The organism is Thiobacillus sp. SCN 63-57, from assembly GCF_001725555.1.
GTDB lineage: Bacteria > Pseudomonadota > Gammaproteobacteria > Burkholderiales > Thiobacillaceae > Thiobacillus.
This window is the reverse complement of sequence record NZ_MEGP01000033.1, coordinates 18,432-34,508: the sequence shown is the minus strand read 5'-3', so window position 1 is coordinate 34,508 and position 16,077 is coordinate 18,432. Positions and strand designations below refer to the sequence as shown.

Annotated in this window: 15 protein-coding genes and 1 tRNA gene; 5 read left to right on the top strand and 11 right to left on the bottom strand. The window is 62.8% G+C overall.

The genetic code is table 11. From position 1 onward, the window contains the following. Position 1: 1 nt before the first annotated feature. The 5 genes from ABT23_RS12705 to ABT23_RS12685 all read right to left on the bottom strand — a co-directional run bounded on the left by ABT23_RS12705 (position 2) and on the right by ABT23_RS12685 (position 4,814). Positions 2-92, bottom strand: a tRNA-Ser gene (locus ABT23_RS12705). A 43-nt stretch (positions 93-135) separates the two neighbouring features. Then, on the bottom strand, positions 136-1,365 hold the full coding sequence (locus tag ABT23_RS12700; RefSeq protein WP_296635932.1) for an aspartate kinase: 1,230 nt from the start codon (positions 1,363-1,365) through the stop codon (positions 136-138). A gap of 47 nt (positions 1,366-1,412) precedes the next feature. Continuing rightward, entirely contained in the window at positions 1,413-2,711 is a 1,299-nt protein-coding gene (gene rlmD / locus ABT23_RS12695) for a 23S rRNA (uracil(1939)-C(5))-methyltransferase RlmD (RefSeq protein WP_296635929.1), read from the bottom strand. Next, the gene (locus ABT23_RS12690) at positions 2,708-3,484 is read right to left on the bottom strand and encodes a 3'-5' exonuclease (RefSeq protein ID WP_296635926.1); all 777 of its coding nucleotides are present in this window, start codon (positions 3,482-3,484) and stop codon (positions 2,708-2,710) included. Before ABT23_RS12690 ends, rlmD begins: the two co-directional genes overlap by 4 nt. A 37-nt stretch (positions 3,485-3,521) precedes the next feature. Beyond that, the gene (locus ABT23_RS12685; protein WP_296635934.1) at positions 3,522-4,814 is read right to left on the bottom strand and encodes an HDOD domain-containing protein; all 1,293 of its coding nucleotides are present in this window, start codon (positions 4,812-4,814) and stop codon (positions 3,522-3,524) included. 103 nt (positions 4,815-4,917) lie between these two features. Between ABT23_RS12685 and ABT23_RS12680 the strand changes: the two genes are divergently transcribed. Then, a complete protein-coding gene (locus ABT23_RS12680) occupies positions 4,918-6,363 on the top strand; it encodes a DUF4139 domain-containing protein (protein WP_296635923.1) in 1,446 nt (481 codons plus the stop codon). Here the strand turns inward: ABT23_RS12680 and pgi are convergent. Beyond that, complete coding sequence (gene pgi, locus ABT23_RS12675; RefSeq protein ID WP_296635921.1) at positions 6,353-8,005, bottom strand: glucose-6-phosphate isomerase; 1,653 nt, start codon at positions 8,003-8,005, stop codon at positions 6,353-6,355. The genes ABT23_RS12680 and pgi overlap by 11 nt on opposite strands. Before the next feature lie 107 nt (positions 8,006-8,112). Here pgi and ABT23_RS12670 point away from each other — a divergent pair, with 107 nt between their 5' ends. Further along, positions 8,113-8,598, top strand: a complete 486-nt coding sequence (locus ABT23_RS12670; protein ID WP_296635918.1) for a peptidylprolyl isomerase — start codon at positions 8,113-8,115, stop codon at positions 8,596-8,598. 67 nt (positions 8,599-8,665) lie between these two features. On the opposite strand, the gene ABT23_RS12665 is transcribed toward ABT23_RS12670, so the two are convergent. The 5 genes from ABT23_RS12665 to ABT23_RS12645 all read right to left on the bottom strand — a co-directional run bounded on the left by ABT23_RS12665 (position 8,666) and on the right by ABT23_RS12645 (position 12,315). Then, positions 8,666-9,175 carry an SCP2 sterol-binding domain-containing protein gene (locus ABT23_RS12665; protein WP_296635914.1) on the bottom strand — a complete coding sequence of 170 codons (510 nt, stop codon included), beginning with the start codon at positions 9,173-9,175 and terminating at the stop codon, positions 8,666-8,668. Positions 9,176-9,498: 323 nt separating this feature from the next. Then, complete coding sequence (locus ABT23_RS12660; protein ID WP_296635911.1) at positions 9,499-10,167, bottom strand: hypothetical protein; 669 nt, start codon at positions 10,165-10,167, stop codon at positions 9,499-9,501. Next, positions 10,164-11,090: an MlaD family protein gene (locus ABT23_RS12655; protein ID WP_296635909.1), complete on the bottom strand. Its 927-nt coding sequence runs from the start codon at positions 11,088-11,090 to the stop codon at positions 10,164-10,166. The genes ABT23_RS12660 and ABT23_RS12655 overlap by 4 nt, the downstream gene beginning before the upstream one ends. After that, complete coding sequence (locus tag ABT23_RS12650) at positions 11,087-11,494, bottom strand: hypothetical protein (RefSeq protein WP_296635904.1); 408 nt, start codon at positions 11,492-11,494, stop codon at positions 11,087-11,089. Before ABT23_RS12650 ends, ABT23_RS12655 begins: the two co-directional genes overlap by 4 nt. Positions 11,495-11,520: 26 nt before the next feature. Then, a complete protein-coding gene (locus tag ABT23_RS12645) occupies positions 11,521-12,315 on the bottom strand; it encodes an ABC transporter permease (RefSeq protein WP_296635901.1) in 795 nt (264 codons plus the stop codon). 84 nt (positions 12,316-12,399) lie between these two features. Here ABT23_RS12645 and ABT23_RS12640 point away from each other — a divergent pair, with 84 nt between their 5' ends. The 3 genes from ABT23_RS12640 to ABT23_RS12630 are packed head-to-tail and all read left to right on the top strand — an operon-like array spanning position 12,400 to position 16,075. Then, positions 12,400-12,930, top strand: coding sequence for an SH3 domain-containing protein (locus ABT23_RS12640; RefSeq protein WP_296635900.1), 531 nt, complete (start codon positions 12,400-12,402; stop codon positions 12,928-12,930). Beyond that, positions 12,930-13,862: a M48 family metalloprotease gene (locus tag ABT23_RS12635; RefSeq protein ID WP_296635899.1), complete on the top strand. Its 933-nt coding sequence runs from the start codon at positions 12,930-12,932 to the stop codon at positions 13,860-13,862. The genes ABT23_RS12640 and ABT23_RS12635 overlap by 1 nt, the downstream gene beginning before the upstream one ends. Continuing rightward, positions 13,859-16,075, top strand: coding sequence for an adenylate/guanylate cyclase domain-containing protein (locus ABT23_RS12630; RefSeq protein WP_296635897.1), 2,217 nt, complete (start codon positions 13,859-13,861; stop codon positions 16,073-16,075). Before ABT23_RS12635 ends, ABT23_RS12630 begins: the two co-directional genes overlap by 4 nt. Positions 16,076-16,077: the final 2 nt, after the last annotated feature.

The following is a 16,077-nucleotide window of genomic DNA, read 5'->3' as shown; positions in this document are numbered from 1 at the left end:
GCGGAGACGGAGGGATTCGAACCCTCGATGCAGGTTTAAGCCCGCATGCTCCCTTAGCAGGGGAGTACCTTCAACCACTCGGCCACGTCTCCGAACCGCCGCGCATTGTAGCGGAATGCGCGGCGGAAAGCCACCTCAGGCAGGGGCTTTGTCGAGTTCGAAGGCCTGGTGCAGGGCACGCACCGCGAGTTCCATGTATTTGTCCTCGACCACCACCGAGATCTTGATTTCCGAGGTGGAGATCATCTGCAGGTTGATGTTTTCCTTCGACAGGGTTTCGAACATCTTGCGTGCGATGCCCACGTGCGAGCGCATGCCGACGCCGACGATCGAGACCTTGGCGATCTTGTCGTCGCCGGTGACCTCGCGTGCGCCGGTGGTTGCAGCATTGGCCTTGACGATGTCCATGGCCTTGGCGAAGTCGTTGCGGTGCACGGTGAAGGTGAAGTCGGTGGTGTTCGCGTGGCCGACGTTCTGCACGATCATGTCAACGTCGATGTTGGCGTCGGCCACTGGGCCGAGAATCTGGTAGGCGATGCCGGGCTGGTCGGGCACGCCGACCACGGTGATTTTGGCTTCGTCGCGGTTGAACGCGATGCCGGAGATGATGGCCTGTTCCATGTTGTCGCTTTCCTCGAAGGTGATGAGCGTGCCGTCGCCTTCATCCTGAAAGCTGGACAGCACACGAAGTTTGACTTTGTATTTGCCGGCGAACTCGACCGAACGGATCTGCAGCACCTTGGAGCCGAGGCTCGCCATTTCGAGCATTTCCTCGAAGGTGACGGTCTTCAGCCGACGCGCTTCGGGGACGATACGCGGGTCAGTGGTATAGACGCCGTCGACGTCGGTGTAGATCTGGCACTCGTCGGCCTTGAGTGCGGCAGCCAGCGCGACGCCGGTGGTGTCGGAACCGCCGCGGCCCAGGGTGGTGATGTTGCCGTCGGCATCGACACCCTGGAAGCCGGCGACCACGACCACATGGCCCGAATCCAGGTCGCGCCGCATGTTGGCTTCGTCGATGCTGAGGATGCGCGCCTTGGTGAAGGCGTTGTCGGTGAGGATGCGCACCTGCGCGCCGGTATAGCTCTTGGCTTTCAGGCCAAGGTCTTTCAGCGCCATGGCAAGCAGGGCAATGGTGACCTGCTCGCCGGTGGACACCAGCATGTCGAGTTCGCGCGGGTCGGGTTGCGCCTGAATGCCTTTCGCCAGCGCGATCAGCCGGTTGGTCTCGCCCGACATGGCCGAGAGTACGACCACCACCTGGTGGCCGAGCATTTTGAACTTGGCGACGCGTTCCGCCACGGCGCGGATGCGTTCGACGTTGGCGACCGAGGTGCCGCCGTATTTTTGTACGATGAGTGCCATGTTAGGGCCAGGAGTTGAGGGCTAGGTAAAGGCGAGATTTTAATGGATTACCGCGTAAACAGGGCAATCGACTCCACATGTGCGGTATGCGGGAACATGTTGGCGACGCCGGCGGCTTCGAGCCGGTAACCCTTGACGTGCACCAGCACCTCGGCGTCCCGTGCCAGCGTGGCGGGGTCGCACGAAACATAGACGATGCGCTGCGGCCCGCGGCCATCGGGCAGCGACTTGACGACCTCGATGGCGCCGGAGCGCGGCGGGTCGATCAGCAGCTTGTCGAAGTGCCCCTGGGCAGCGAATTTCTCGGATGTCATCTCGAACAGGTTGTCGACCACGAAGTGGGCGTTGGGCAGCGCGTTATGCAGGGCATTCGCACGTGCACGGGCGACGAGTTCCGTGCTGCCTTCGATGCCGAGCACATCGGCCCCGCTTCGGGCGATGGGCAGGGTGAAGTTACCCAGGCCGCAGAACAGGTCGGCAATGCGTTCGCCCGGTTGCGGGTCGAGCAGGCGCAGCGCGCGGCTGACCAGGGCGCGGTTGATGGCGGTATTGACCTGGGTGAAATCGGTGGGTCTGAATGGCATCGTCAGGCCGAATTCGGGCAGGCTGTAGCTGAGCTCAGGCGCGATGTCGGGCCAGAACGGCCGCACGGTGTCGGGGCCTTTGGCCTGTTCCCATATCTGTATGCGATGCCGGTCGGCAAAGGCCCGGACCCTGGCGGCGTCCTCGTCGGTCCAGGGTTCGAGCAGGCGGAACACCAGCACGGTGACGTGCTCGCCGACGGCCACCTCAATCTGCGGAATACGGTCGGCGTTCGACAGCATGCCCATCAGCTCGCGCAGCGGCTGGATCAGCGCCGAGACATTGGGGGTGAGCACTTCGCAGCTCGCCATGTCTGCGATGTAGCTGGAACGCTTTTCGCGGAAGCCGACCAGCCCGCCGCCTTTCTTGTCGACCCAGCGCGCGGACAAGCGGGCGCGCGTACGATAGCCCCAGCTCGGGCCGTGCAGGGCGGACAGGATCACATCGGGTTTGACCTTGCCGATGCGGGCGAAGTTTTCTTCCAGTACGCGCTGCTTGGCCGCCACCTGGGCACTGGCTTCCAAGTGCTGCATCGAGCAGCCGCCACAGCGGCCGAAGTATTTGCAGCGTGGTTCCGCGCGCTGGGCGCTGGCCTTGAGGATAGCGACCGCATTGGCCGAGTTGTATTTGGCGTGCTTGCGGTAGACCGCGATGTCCGCGCGTTCGCCCGCCAGCGCGCCGTCGACGAAGGTGACCTTGCCGTCGACGCGTGCAACGCCGTGGCCCTCGTGGTCGAGGGAGAGGATGTCGACGATTTGATTCATGCCCAGGCCGCCAGGAATTCCTGCCAGTGCGGGGCGGGGTGAGCCTGGACTGTATTCCGCGCGAGCTCGATCTCGGCTGCGTAGGCCGAGTCGGTCAGCGTCCCGCGCATCTTCTGGAAGCGCAGGTAGACCAGCCAGGTGTTCATCACGTCGGTTTCGCAGTAGTTGCGGATGGCGTCGATTTCACCGTTCTGGAAGGCGTCCAGCACTTTCGATCCGTCCATTCCCAGCTTGCCGGGAAAGCCACACAGCTTGGCCATCTGGTCGAGCGGCGCGTTGGCGCGGGGCTGGTACATCGCTAGCACGTCCATCAGGTCGAGATGGCGGGTGTGGTAGCGTCCAAGATAGCTGTTCCACTTGAATTCCTTGTCGTCGTCGCCCCAGTCCCAGTAGCGCGCTGCGGCCACGCCATGGATCAGCGCGCGGTAATGCAGTACCGGCAGGTCGAAGCCGCCGCCATTCCACGAAATGAGCTGCGGGGTATAGCGCTCGATGCCGTCATAGAAGCGCTGGATCAGCTCGGCCTCGCTGCTATCCGGCTCTCCGAGCGACCAGACCTTGAGCTGGTCACCACTGCGCAGCACACAGGAAATCGCGACGATGCGATGCAGGTGATGCGGCATGAAGTCGCTGCCGGTCTTCTGGCGGCGGGCGAGCAGCGCCATTTCGGCAAGCTCGGCCTGCGGCAGCGTTGCTTCGTCGATGCCGTTGACGGCGGCGAACCCGGCGAGGTCGGGGATCGTTTCAATGTCGAAAACCAGGGTGGGGTGCATGGCGCGAGCGGCAAACAAAAACCGCCATTTTACGCTGTCAATGCAGGGCGGCGTCGAGTTCGGATGCGGCGATCAAGGCGTCCAGATAGGCCACGGAAATCTGGTGCAGCGGAATATCCAGTTGTTGTGCGTACGAGGCCAATGTCTCGACGTCGTTGTTCTCGCAGGCATAGGTCAATTGCAGCATGGCCCCTTCGGGCGAAGGGTGCGCGCTCAGTGCGCGTGCGCTGGTTGCCGACAGGCCCAGCTTGCGGATGAGCGTTTCCACCGGCAGCGACAGTGCAAGGGGAGCGGTCGACAGCAGGCCGATTTCGAATGCGGCGGCGGCGCTCTCGGCCGGTGCGCCCAGGCGGGTTATCTTTCCCATGAACAGCGCACGCGTCAACGCGGTGATGGCATAGTGACGCGAGGATTCGGTGGGCTGCCTGCCAGCCAGCGCCAATAGGGCTGCCACGCGGCCGGCGCGCTGCGAGCCCAGCATGATGAGCGCATGGGCCGTCGATCCGGCAGGCCGGCTCAAGCCGCCGGCCTGGGAGTTGGCAATGGCCAGCAGGCGCGGCGCCATGTCGGGGTTCAGCCGGAAGAACTGCACCAGGGTTTCAACCGATTCGCGCAGGGCGATGGCCAGCAGATCCAACTGGACGGCCTGTTCATGGCTGATTTCAGCGGGCTGGGTATCGCCGGAAAAGAAGCTGCCCCGAAACCAGGTGTTGCCGGGCCAGCGAGCCTGGGCGTGGGCATGCCGCACGCCATCCACGATCAGGCGCGCAGCAACGGCCGGCGGCGTGTCGTCGGCATTGCAGGCAAGGTAGCGCCAGGCAGACAGGCTGTCCTGCACGACCGCATCCTGGGGGTTGAGTGTGGGACAGAACGTCAGCCCCGCATCCTGCAGGGCCAGAGCACGCGCCAGGTGCTGCTCGTTGTCGAGGTTCACGCACCAGATCAGCTGGCGGTGGTTGAGTTGCTGCGGCACTTCGCTGAACAGCATGCCCGTGCTGATTCTCACCAGAAGGGGCAGTTCCCCTGTCAGGCCGTCCTGGGTCAGGGAATACAAGCCGGTCAGCAACATGTCCTCTTCCATTTGCCGGAGTTCGGGGGGCGCATCGGCGCCGGCGGCCCGGCCGCGCAGGACCAACTGGTGCGCAACCAGACTGGAGGCGACGTCGAACAGCGGGTCGAACGAGAGGAAACGCGCTCGCAATACTTCTTCGCGAACCGGGTCGCTGCTCGCTATGCCGAGCATCTGCGTTACCACCACGGGCTGTTCGGATTCGCTGGTATTGATGCCGCCGCCGACGATGCGCGATGGAGTGGAGTCGTCTGAGATCATGTCGCTCACTGCGGAATTCGTTTATTCATTCTAGCGCCGGGAAGTATTTTTCGCGTGCTTGCGTCATCATGGAATCTTGTGGAAAGACCTGGACGAGGACCCTATGATGAAGGAAATACTGCGCAACACGATAATCGCCAGCCTGATGCTTGCATCACAGACCGGTTGGGCTGCGCCGCGCGATGAGATCGTCAGCACCGCATCCGACCAGTCAGGCGTGGCGGTTACGATCTATAACGACAACCTGGCGCTGGTGAAGGATACGCGGCGGGTCAGGCTGGGACGCGATTTCAATCAGCTGGCGTGGCGCGAAGTGTCGGCGCAGATGCGCCCGGAAACCGCGCAGCTGCGCAATCTGTCGAATCCGACCGGATTCCGGCTACAGGAACAGAATTTCGATTTCGATCTGCTGACCCCGCAAAAGCTGCTCGAAAAATATGTTGGACGCGAGGTCAGCGTCATCCGCATGCATGCAGGCACCGACGTGGAAACCCGCGAAACCGCGACCGTCCTGTCGACCAACAACGGCGTGGTGCTCAAGTTTGCCGACGGCCGCATCGAAACCGGCGTACCGGGACGGCTGGCGTTCCCCGGCGTGCCCGACACGCTGCGCGATACGCCTACCCTGGTCATCTCGCTGCTCAACCCGTCTGCGGGCTTGCAGAACCTAGAGTTGTCCTATCTGACCTCCGGTTTGGCATGGCGTGCGGACTACGTGGCCGAACTGAATGCCGATGACGACCGGCTTGACCTGAACGGCTGGGTGACGCTGACTAACCAGAGCGGGGCGGCCTATTCGAATGCCAAGCTGCAGCTGGTGGCAGGCGACCTCAACCGGGTACGCGAGGCGCAGCCGATGTCGCGTGCGACGATGGCCATGGCGGCGAAAGTGGCCGACGCTGCCGACATGCAGCAGGAATCGCTGTTCGAATACCATCTCTACACGCTGCAGCGCCCCACCACGCTGGCGGAGAACCAGACCAAGCAGGTTGCACTGATGGCGGCGAGCCGGGTGCCGGTGAGAAAGGAATTCCTGCTCGAGGGTGCGAATTACTACTACTCGGGGCAGGTCGGCGAAATCGGCCAGAAGATCAAGGTCGGCGTGTTCGTCGAATTCGACAACAAGGGCGAAGGCCTCGGGGTGCCCTTGCCCAAGGGCGTGATCCGCGTCTACAAGCGGGACGGGCAGGGCAACGCGCAATTCGTCGGCGAGGATCGTATCGACCATACGCCGAAGAACGAGACCGTGCGCCTGAAGCTGGGCGAAGCGTTTGACATTACCGCGGACAGGAAACAGACCGCCTTCCAGAAACTGGCGGGTAGCGGCCGCTTCAACTATGTATTCGAGTCGGCCTATGAAGTCGTGTTGAAAAATGCCAAGCCGGAGGCGGTGACTGTCACCGTGCGCGAGCCGATGCCGGGTGACTGGACGATGGTGAGCGAGTCGCAGCCGCATACCAAGGCGGCATCCGGCACGGCGGAATGGAAAGTGAAGGTTCCTGCGGAAGGCAAGACGACATTGACCTACCGCGTGCGAGTCAGGTACTGAGCCCGCGCCGCCGGCGGATGTCGGCGATCAGCCCCTGGGTGGAACCGTCGTGTTCCCCGATCACGCGAACTGAACTCAGCGCGGCGCGGATCGGCGGCGCCAGTTGCTTGCCGAGCTCGACGCCCCACTGGTCGAAGCTGTTGATCTGCCAGATCACGCCCTGCACGAAGACCTTGTGCTCGTAGAGGGCGATCAGCATGCCCAGCGTGTGCGGATCGAGCTTCTGATAGAGCAGGGTGTTGCTGGGGCGATTGCCGGGGAAGACCTTGTGCGGTGCGAGTGCTTTCGCGTCTTCCCGGCTCATGCCCTGGGCGATCAGTTCGGCCTCGATCACCGCGCGCGACTTGCCTTTCAGCAAGGCTTCGGTCTGCGCCAGGCAATTGGCCAGCAGCCATTCGTGCTGGTCGGCCAGCGGCGTGGAATTGACCGCAGCCACCAGGAAATCGGTGGGAATCAGGCGCGTGCCCTGATGGACCAGTTCGAAGAACGCATGCTGGCCGTTGGTGCCGGGCGCGCCCCAGACGATGGGGCCGGTGTTGTAGTTGACCAGCTTGTTGGTGCGGTTGACGTTCTTGCCGTTCGATTCCATGTCGAGTTGCTGCAGGAACGGCACCAGCAGGCGCAGCCGCTGGTCGTAGGGAAAGATGCCGTAGGTGTCGGTGCCCCAGAAGTTGGCATACCAGATGCCGAGCATGCCGAGGATCACCGGCATGTTGGCCTCCAGCGGCGCTTCCTTGAAGTGGATGTCCATCGCATGGGCACCCGCCAGCAGCGCCTGGAAGTTGCCCCAGCCGATCTGCAGCGCGATCGACAGGCCGATCGCCGACCATAGCGAATAGCGGCCGCCGACCCAGTCCCAGAAGATGAACATGTTGTCGGGGTCGATACCGAAGGCCTCGACCGCCTGGGCGTTGGTCGACAGGGCCACGAAATGCCGTGCCACCGCAGCCGGCGCGCGTAGCGCAGCCAGCAGCCAGGCCTTGGCCGAGTTGGCGTTGGCCAGGGTTTCCAGTGTGGTGAAGGTTTTCGAGGCGACAATGAACAGCGTGGTTTCGGGATCGAGCTGTTTCAGCGTGCCGGCCAGGTGCGCGGGATCGAGGTTGGAGACGAAATGCACCCGCACGTTTTCCACCGCGTAATGATCGAGCGCATGACACACCATGGCCGGTCCCAGATCCGAGCCGCCGATGCCGATGTTCACCACGTCGCGGATGGGCTTGCCGGTATGGCCGCGCCAGCTGCCATTGTGAATCGATTCGACGAAACGCTGCATGCGGTTCAGCACTTTGGCGACTTCGCGTTCGACGTCCACGCCTTCCACCACCAGCGGCGGCCGGACCGGCGCACGCAACGCCGTGTGCAGGACGGCACGCTGTTCGGTGAAATTGATGCGCTCGCCGCTGAACATCGCGGTGCGCATGCCCTCCAGATCGGACTCGCGTGCGAGCTGCATCAGCAGGCCCAGGGTCTCGGACGTGACACGGTTTTTCGAATAGTCGAGCAGCAGGTTCCCGCAGCGTAGCGAGAGCTGATCGAAACGGCCGGCATCCTCGCGGAATGCGGCGCGCATGTCGAAGGGTCGCATGGCCTTGAAGTGCTGTTCCAGGTCCTTCCAGGCGGGCAGATGTTTGAGCGGTTTCATGGGGGTGCGGTGTGTGACGTGGACTTCGAAGGTATCATATGCGGGCGGCGCATGAGCTCGTCAGACACAGGCGTGGCGCTTTATTCGATGAAGATGGATGAGACAGCATGGTCACCGTGACACACAACACACTCGTATACATTACCTATTCCATCCTGGATTCGCGCGGCATGGTCGTCGAGCAGCATGATATTCCGGTGGGCTATGTGCAGGGCGCCAACAGCGGCATCCTGCCGGCGATCGAGGCGGCGGTGGCGGGGCGCAAGATAGGCGACCGCGTCGAGATCGCCTTGTCGCCCGAAGAGGGATACGGGCTACGCGACGAGAGCCTGGTGTTCGTTGACGACATCGAGAACGTGCCGCCGGAATTCCGGCGCATCGGGGCGGAAGTCATGTTCGAGAATGAGTCGGGCGAGACCAAGGTTTTTTACGTGACCGCGATCGAGGACGGCAAACTCACGCTGGACGGCAATCCTTCACTGGCTGGGCAGAGCGTGACCTGCCTGGTGAACGTGATGGATATTCGTGAGGCCACGCCGGAGGAAATCCGCAATGGGCGGCCGCTCGACGTGCAGACCGGAACGGTGCATTAGACTGGGTCCGATTCACCGACGTAAAAAAGCCGGGAAATCTCCCGGCTTATTGTTGCGGCTCACCCGTTTACTTGGCGGGGCAGGCCTTGTCGCCCGGGATTTTGCCCGGCAGACGCAGGAAGGCCTCGAACGGACCCATCACGCCCATCGCTTCCATTTTAGGGCCAGTGAATTTGAGACGGCCAAACATCATAGCTTTCATCGGGCCATATTCACCCGCGCCCATTTCGTTCCAGCGATCGGTGGTGGCATGCATCGTATAGTCGACCGCATAGTCCATCTGGTGGTTCTGGACCGCGCCGCCATAGACGCACATGGCCTTGCCATCCTTGGCGGCGATCTTCAGCTCAGTCTGCGTCGCTTCGCCGCAGTCCGTGCGATACAGATGAATGATCTTGTAGCCGCGGCCTTTGTCGTTCTTGATCCATTTTTCGCCCAGGCCGTCCGTCAGGGTGGCATCCTTGTTCCAGGCGTCGCAAGCCTGAGCGGTCCATTCAACGGACATCATGGCGGGTGTGGCGTGAGCTGCAGTGGCGAATATGGCCAGGGCAGCCAGCGCGATCGTAGTGTATTTCATGGGTAACTCCTCCTTTTAATTAAATGTCCTGGTTGTAGCTTGGTTTTTATTTACGAAGAAAAACTCTTCGAGCGAGCACGGTAATCATCATGCGTAGGCTTGTCAATGCGGCAGCAGTTTTTTTACGAATCTGTACGGCCCGGCGCCATGCAGGGCGATCAGTACACCGATGGAGCCCGGCCTGTCGGCCCATGAGAAGTTGAAGCCAGTAACTTGATTCAGATCATTCCCGCGACGAGGAAGCGCGGATGCCGTGAAGGCCCGGAAGGGCATGGAAGAACATTTATATTCTTAAGTCTTTATATGTTTATTTAGTCGTCAAATCACGGCTGGGCCAAGCTTTCCTCGACCAGTCGGATGCGGCGGGCGAGTTGTGCCGACTCCGCGGTCCGGCCAAGTTTGTCCGCCTGCTGCTGCCGCAGTTTCAGGTAAGTGAGCAGGGGTTGCCGCCAGCCCTGCTCCGATGCGGTTTCCGTTGCTGTCGCCAGAGTGCCCGCGTCGGCTTCTTGGCGCATCACCAGCAGGCTGGCGTCGAGCAAGCGGGCAAGCGGGTCATCGATCCGCTCCAGTGCCGCACCTCGTTTGTCTGCGGGCGCACGCACGAGATCGCGATGCTGGCTGGGTAGCAGGGCAAGGTCGAGGCCGTCCCAACGCAGGGTGAGGAAGCGGTAATAGGCCTGATCCGCCGGATTCGGCCCATCGCCGGCGAGCTCGGCATATTCGCTGCAGGCATCGTCGATCAGCATGGCGCGGCGGGTGGCGCAGTGCACCAGCCACAGACGCGCGGTCTCGCCGACGCGGCCGGCCCCCCCAGTGGCGGCGACCGCCTGCCGAAAGTAGCGTTCCGCCAGTGTATTCTCGCCACGTAGCGCATGCTTCTGATACCGTGCGACCAGATCGGCCGAGTCGACTTTCCAGTCCGGCGGCGGCGGGCCGCCGCTGCCGCAGGCAGCGAGCATGAGCAGGCTGGCGAAGGCGAGCAGTGTCTTCATGGCAGCTTCACCTCGGGCTCACGTGCGAACGGCCATTTTTTGTTGATCTCGTTGATCAAGCCATTGGCCTTGCGCACGGCATCGTCGATTTCGGCGCGCAGCTTGGCGATGTCCTGGGTGCCGTCCTTGACGTTGGCGGAAATCTCCACGGCATTCGCCATCACGGCGTCGGCCTTCTTCAGGCTGGACTGCGCATCGTTCAGCATCAGCCGGACCTGTGCCAGCGAGGCTTTCGTCTGCTCGGCCATGCCGTCCTGGGCAAACAGCCACTGGTCGGTCTTGGCGGTCATGGCATCGAGCTTGGCGATGAGGGCACGGGTCTTGTCGAGCGAGTCGGTCACCGCACGCGCCTTCTCCGGACTGCCGAGCACGCCTTCGAGCACACCGTATTCGCCGGTCATGCGTCCGGTCACGGTCTTCACGTTGGCCAGCGTGGCGTTGATCTCGCCATCCTTGCGGGTGAGATACTCGACGTTGGCAAGGATTGCCTTGACCCGTTCGACCAGCGCCGGGATCTCCTTGCTGATGTCCGACGTGAGCAGCAGCATGGTGGCGTTGTCGGGCAGCGCAGGCGCCCTGAGATCAGGCGAGTCGACCCGGATCTTGGCGCCGCCGACGATGGGCTTGTCGAGGGTGAAGCTGCTGTTCTCCTTCAGCCATTTGGCATTGCGGCTGAGGAATTCGGTATGGATGATGATGCCGCCGTTCTCATTCAGGCCGAGTGTGGTGACGCGGCCGATCTCGATGCCGGAGAACACCACCGGCACGCCGGGCGCCACGCCGTCGGCACTGGCTGCGGCCAGTTGCAGGTGGAAGGTTTTTTCGAAGAAGCCGCGTGCGTGCAGCAGGTAGACGATGAAGACCGCGGCCAGCACCAGCGATGCGGCGGCAAACAGCCCGACCTTGAAATGCAGTTTGTTCATGCTTGATAAAGTGCCTGGTTCCAGCTGAAGTCGAATATTTCCCAGGTGCCCGTCATCTCCGCTTGTACGGCCAGTTGCCGGATGAAGCTCGGATAAGGCACATCGTAAAGCATGGCACCGGGGCGGTCGATGACCAGTCGCGGGCGCTTCAGGATGAGCGCGCGTGCCAGCTTGGTGATAAAGCGCTGCGCGGGGGTCATGTCGGGGTCGCGTAGCGGCGCGATGCCGGCATGGCCCAGCTGTTCCAGCAATTGCAGGGCCTGGCAGTTCGATTCGGCGACGTTGAAGTGGCCCCGGTAGATCGGGATCAGTGCGATGTTGTCGAGCGCAGATAGGTTGGCGCGCAGCGGCAGGTCGAGCGCGACGCGCGCCACGTCGTCGGGCAGGGCGTCGACTGCCGCCATCAGGGTGTCGCGGTCGTCGAACGGGATCAGATGTATTTGAGCGCTAATGACACCACCTCGATCGCCACGATGGCGAAGAACACCCGCATCATGCCGCGCAGCACGGAAACCGGCACCATGAAGAGTTTTTTCGGCGTCTCCAGCCCGGCAGTGACCGGGATCAGCGTGACTGCCAGTCCGAACAGGGCGCATTTGGCGATCAGACCCGCCATGATCCTGAAGTCGAAGATTTTTGCGATGGTCCGGGTATACGGCTCGAAGCCGGCCACGTTCATGCCATAAATGGCGAGGTAGCCCATCAGGAGGGCGAGCAGGCCGGCCAGGCCGGCCAGGGTGACGACCGATACGACCCCGCCGATCAGCCGCGGCAGGAACTCGAACTGCATCGGCGGAACCTTGCAATGCGCCAGCGCATCCAATTCATTGTTGACCTGCATCAGCGCGACTTCGGTGTTGATGGCACTGCCCGAGCGCAAGGCGACGAACAGCGCCGTCAGGAAGGGCAGCAGTTCCAGAACCAGGACGCGGATGGTCATCTCGCTGGCGAATTCGGTGAGGCCGAAATCGCGTGCGGTGGACAGGATGATGGTGATGATGAGCCATGAAATCACCAGCGCGTAGCCGAGGAATACATGCAGGATCTGCACCGCGGTGAAGTAAACCTGCTTCACCACGACGTCGAAGGTGGCACGGTTCCAGGTGGACGGTTCCAGCAGCAGCAGGCCGGCCCGGGCCAGAAACGCGAACATACCATACCCGACGGTGAACCAGCCGACGACCTTGGCGCCGAGTGATTCGATGGAAGCCGCAAGAAAATTCATCGCGGCATCTTAACGCCATTGCCGGCGCTTGCACCATCGGATGGCAGGCCCTACAGTTTCGTAGTCACACGGAGAAGACACACGATGAAGACATTCCTGATTCCGGCAAGCGCGCTGGTGTTGTGCGTGGCGGCCGCATCGGCGCTCGCCGCGCCCGGCACGGTGTTGCGCAACGACAAGCTCTATAGCCAGCCGAGCGCATCGTCCAAAGTGGCGGCGAGCGTGCCCAAAGGTGCCAGCATCAACATACTTTCCAAGCAGGGCGGCTGGTTGCGCGTGACCTCGGGCAAGTCGACCGGCTGGATCCGGCTGCTGTCGGTACGGGCCGGGGCAGGCGGCCTGGGTGGCGCCGGGCTGGGCGACGTGGTGGGCGCGGCCACGACACGATCCGATCCCAGCCGTGTGGTGGCTGTGGCGGGCCTACGCGGCCTGAATGACGAAGATCTGAAACAGGCCAAGTTCAATGGCGAAGAACTGGCCCGACTGAACACCTGGCAGGCCACCCCTGCACAGGCCCGCAGTTTTGCAGCCGAGTCCGGGTTGACGACGGCCAATGTAGCGGCCTTGCCTGTGCCCCAGTCCGCCAAGCCATCCTCGCCATGGGAGACCAACTGATGAAATTCAAATGGATGGTTCTGGCCATTGCCCTGGTGTCGTTCAGCGGGGTGGCATCGGCATTGGATTTCGGCAAGCTGCTGGAAGAGCGCATCAACCAGGAGCTGAACAAGGACAAGAAAACGCAACCGGCACAGACGTCACCCGCACCTGATGCCTCGCAAAATACCACTGCGTCTTCGCCGCCGGCCAAACAAAGAATCGATGCCCAGCAACTGGGGTTTGCACTGTTCGGCGATTACTCGCCAGAAGAAGAAACGCGCATCGGCAAGCAGATCGCGGGCAACCTTCTCGGCGCCGTGCCGCTGGTGCGCGACGATAAGCTCCAGCGCTACGTCAACCTGGTCGGAAACTGGGTGGCGCTGCAGAGCGGCCGCAAGGATGTCACCTGGCATTTCGGTGTGCTCGATACCGAGGACATCAACGCATTCGCTGCACCCGGCGGCTACATCTTCGTGACCAAGGGCCTCTACCAGCGTCTGAACAACGAAGCCGAGCTGGCCGGGGTGCTGGCGCATGAAATCGCGCACGTCACCCTGAAACATCACCTCAAGGTGCTCAAGCAATCCAGCCTGATCGGTGCACTGGGCCAGGCGGCCAGCAACAAGGTGAAGGACAGCGACCAGGTGGTGCAGAACCTGATCGGCAACGGCGCAGAAATCATGGCGCGCGGGCTCGACAAGAATGCCGAATTCGAGGCCGATCGTGTCGGCATCGTGTTTGCGGCGCGCGCCGGCTACGACCCCTGGGGTCTGCCCGAGGTATTGCAGGATCTGGCCGGGTTGCCGGCCAAGGACAGCCGGACCAGCCTGCTGTACAAGACCCACCCGCATCCGGCCGATCGCCTGGCTGAACTGGGCGAGGCCGTCGGCAGCCGCCTCGATGCCGTGCATGGCAAGGACCTGCCCGGCCGCTTCTACCATCTTCGGTGAAGCGCGTTTCGTCCCGGCTGGCGCAGGCAGGCCTGTCTGCGCTGTTTGTCCTGCTGATCGCGGCCCATGTTGCCGGGCTGATCCATATCACGCCCATGCAGCGTGCCGAGGCCTGGCTGTATGACGTCTGGCTGAAGCGCACCGCGCCGCTGGGCCAGGACGACCGCGTGGCCATCCTCGACATCGACGAAGCCAGCCTGAAAAGCGTGGGGCGCTGGCCGTGGAGTCGCGACACCATGACCCGGCTGGTCGCGCAACTGTTCGACCGCTACGGCGTGGCGGCAGTGGGCTTCGACGTCGTGTTCGCCGAACCGGACCATAGTTCGGGACTCGATACCCTCAAACAGCTGGCGCAGCATGACCTGGCGGGCAGTCGCGATTTTCAGAACGCGCTCGAGCACCTCGCGCCCCGGCTCGATTACGATGCCCGTTTTGCCCAGGCGCTCGCCGAACGTCCGGTTTCACTGGGCTATTACTTCATCCCGGCGGGCTACGGTGACGCCCGCACCGGCACGTTGCCGTCATCGTCCCTGCCGGGCACGGCGTTCGATCCGCTGCACCCGGGTATGCCGTCGCCTACAGGTTATGGCGCGAATCTGGCGGCATTCCAGCAAGCGGCACCGGCTGCCGGATTCTTCAACATGCGGGCCGACACCGATGGCACGGCGCGCCAGATGAACCTGGTCACCCCGTTCGACGCCGGCTATTACCTGGCGCTGTCGGCGTCCACCCTGCGGGTGGCGTTCGGCGGCGATCCTGTGACTGCCGGCGTCGAGCAAAGCAGTCTGCTCGGCAGGTCATACCGTACGCCGTGGCTCGAAGTGGGCGGCATTCGCATCCCCTTGAGTGCCGACGGCACCGTTTATGTGCCGTATCGCGCCGGTTCGCCGTTCTCCTACATTTCGGCGGCACAGGTACTGGCGGGCAAGGTGGTGCCGGCACAACTGGAAAACCGCATCGTGCTGGTGGGATCGACTGCGCCAGGGTTGACCGATCTGCGCGTGACGCCATTCTCCAATACCTTCCCGGGCGTCGAGATTCACGCTCACCTGATTGCCGGGATGCTCGACGGCACCACCCGCAGCATGCCCGCGTGGGCCGACGACGCGCGTCTGCTCGCCGTGTTGTTGCTGGGCGCGTTGCTGACGGGTGTATTGCTGCGCTTCGGCCCGGTGGTCGGTCTGATGGCGAGCCTGGCGCTGCTGGGATTGCTGCTGGCAGCCTATGCGGCCGCCTGGTCGCGTTTCTGGGTGGTGCCGATGGCGGCGCCGATGCTGACGGTATTGGGTCTGTATGCGCTCAACACCGCCTACGGATTTTTTGCGGCGACGCGCAGCAAGCGCCAGATCACCAAACTCTTCGGCCAGTACGTGCCGCCCGAACTCGCCGACGAGATGAGCCAGGATCCGGCCCACTACACGATGGAAGGACAGTCGCGCGAGATGACGGTGCTGTTCTCCGATATCCGCGGCTTCACCAACTTCTCCGAGAAACTGCCGCCGGTCGAACTGGCCGAAGTGCTGAATGCCTATCTGTCGACCATGACGCGCATCGTCCAGCAGCATCGGGGCACCATCGACAAATACATCGGTGACGCCATCATGGCGTTCTGGAACGCACCGGTGGACTTGGGCGATCATGCCAGCCGTGCCGTACAGACTGCGCTCGACATGCAGGCTGCGTTGTCGCAACTGAATCAGGAATTCGCCGCGCGTGGCTGGCCCGAAGTGAAGATCGGTGTCGGCGTCAACACCGGTCGCATGAGCGTCGGCAACATGGGCTCGGAATTCCGCATGTCCTACACGGTGATGGGCGATGCGGTCAACCTCGGCTCGCGTCTCGAGGGCATCACCAAGCAGTATGGCGTCGGCATCCTGGTCACGCAGACGACGGTCGAGGCCGATCCGGAGCACGTCTTCATGAAAGTCGACGACGTGCGCGTCAAGGGCAAGGAAACCCCGGTGGCGATATACGAACCGTTGGGTGGCAAGGCCGGCCTCGACGAGTCGGTACGTCAGGGCGCAGCCGATTTCGAGCTTGCTTTTGCGCGTTATCAGTCACAGGATTGGGAGGCGGCCGAATCGGCACTACGCGCGCTCAATGCCCGCACGCCGCGTACGCTGTACGATATCTATCTCGAACGCATCGCGCATTTCCGCGAAACGCCGCCGCCCGCCGACTGGGACGGCGTGTTCGTCTACACGACAAAGTGACC

Excerpts from the sequence above, each read along its gene's own strand:
- ABT23_RS12635 (WP_296635899.1), top strand. The coding sequence starts at position 12,930 with ATGAAATTCAAATGGATGGTTCTGGCCATTGCCCTGGTGTCGTTCAGC.
- ABT23_RS12655 (WP_296635909.1), bottom strand. The coding sequence starts at position 11,090 with ATGAACAAACTGCATTTCAAGGTCGGGCTGTTTGCCGCCGCATCGCTG.
- ABT23_RS12650 (WP_296635904.1), bottom strand. The coding sequence starts at position 11,494 with ATGGCGGCAGTCGACGCCCTGCCCGACGACGTGGCGCGCGTCGCGCTC.
- pgi (WP_296635921.1), bottom strand. The coding sequence starts at position 8,005 with ATGAAACCGCTCAAACATCTGCCCGCCTGGAAGGACCTGGAACAGCAC.
- ABT23_RS12660 (WP_296635911.1), bottom strand. The coding sequence starts at position 10,167 with ATGAAGACACTGCTCGCCTTCGCCAGCCTGCTCATGCTCGCTGCCTGC.
- ABT23_RS12680 (WP_296635923.1), top strand. The coding sequence starts at position 4,918 with ATGATGAAGGAAATACTGCGCAACACGATAATCGCCAGCCTGATGCTT.
- ABT23_RS12690 (WP_296635926.1), bottom strand. The coding sequence starts at position 3,484 with ATGCACCCCACCCTGGTTTTCGACATTGAAACGATCCCCGACCTCGCC.
- ABT23_RS12670 (WP_296635918.1), top strand. The coding sequence starts at position 8,113 with ATGGTCACCGTGACACACAACACACTCGTATACATTACCTATTCCATC.
- ABT23_RS12640 (WP_296635900.1), top strand. The coding sequence starts at position 12,400 with ATGAAGACATTCCTGATTCCGGCAAGCGCGCTGGTGTTGTGCGTGGCG.
- ABT23_RS12685 (WP_296635934.1), bottom strand. The coding sequence starts at position 4,814 with ATGATCTCAGACGACTCCACTCCATCGCGCATCGTCGGCGGCGGCATC.
- rlmD (WP_296635929.1), bottom strand. The coding sequence starts at position 2,711 with ATGAATCAAATCGTCGACATCCTCTCCCTCGACCACGAGGGCCACGGC.
- ABT23_RS12645 (WP_296635901.1), bottom strand. The coding sequence starts at position 12,315 with ATGAATTTTCTTGCGGCTTCCATCGAATCACTCGGCGCCAAGGTCGTC.
- ABT23_RS12700 (WP_296635932.1), bottom strand. The coding sequence starts at position 1,365 with ATGGCACTCATCGTACAAAAATACGGCGGCACCTCGGTCGCCAACGTC.
- ABT23_RS12665 (WP_296635914.1), bottom strand. The coding sequence starts at position 9,175 with ATGAAATACACTACGATCGCGCTGGCTGCCCTGGCCATATTCGCCACT.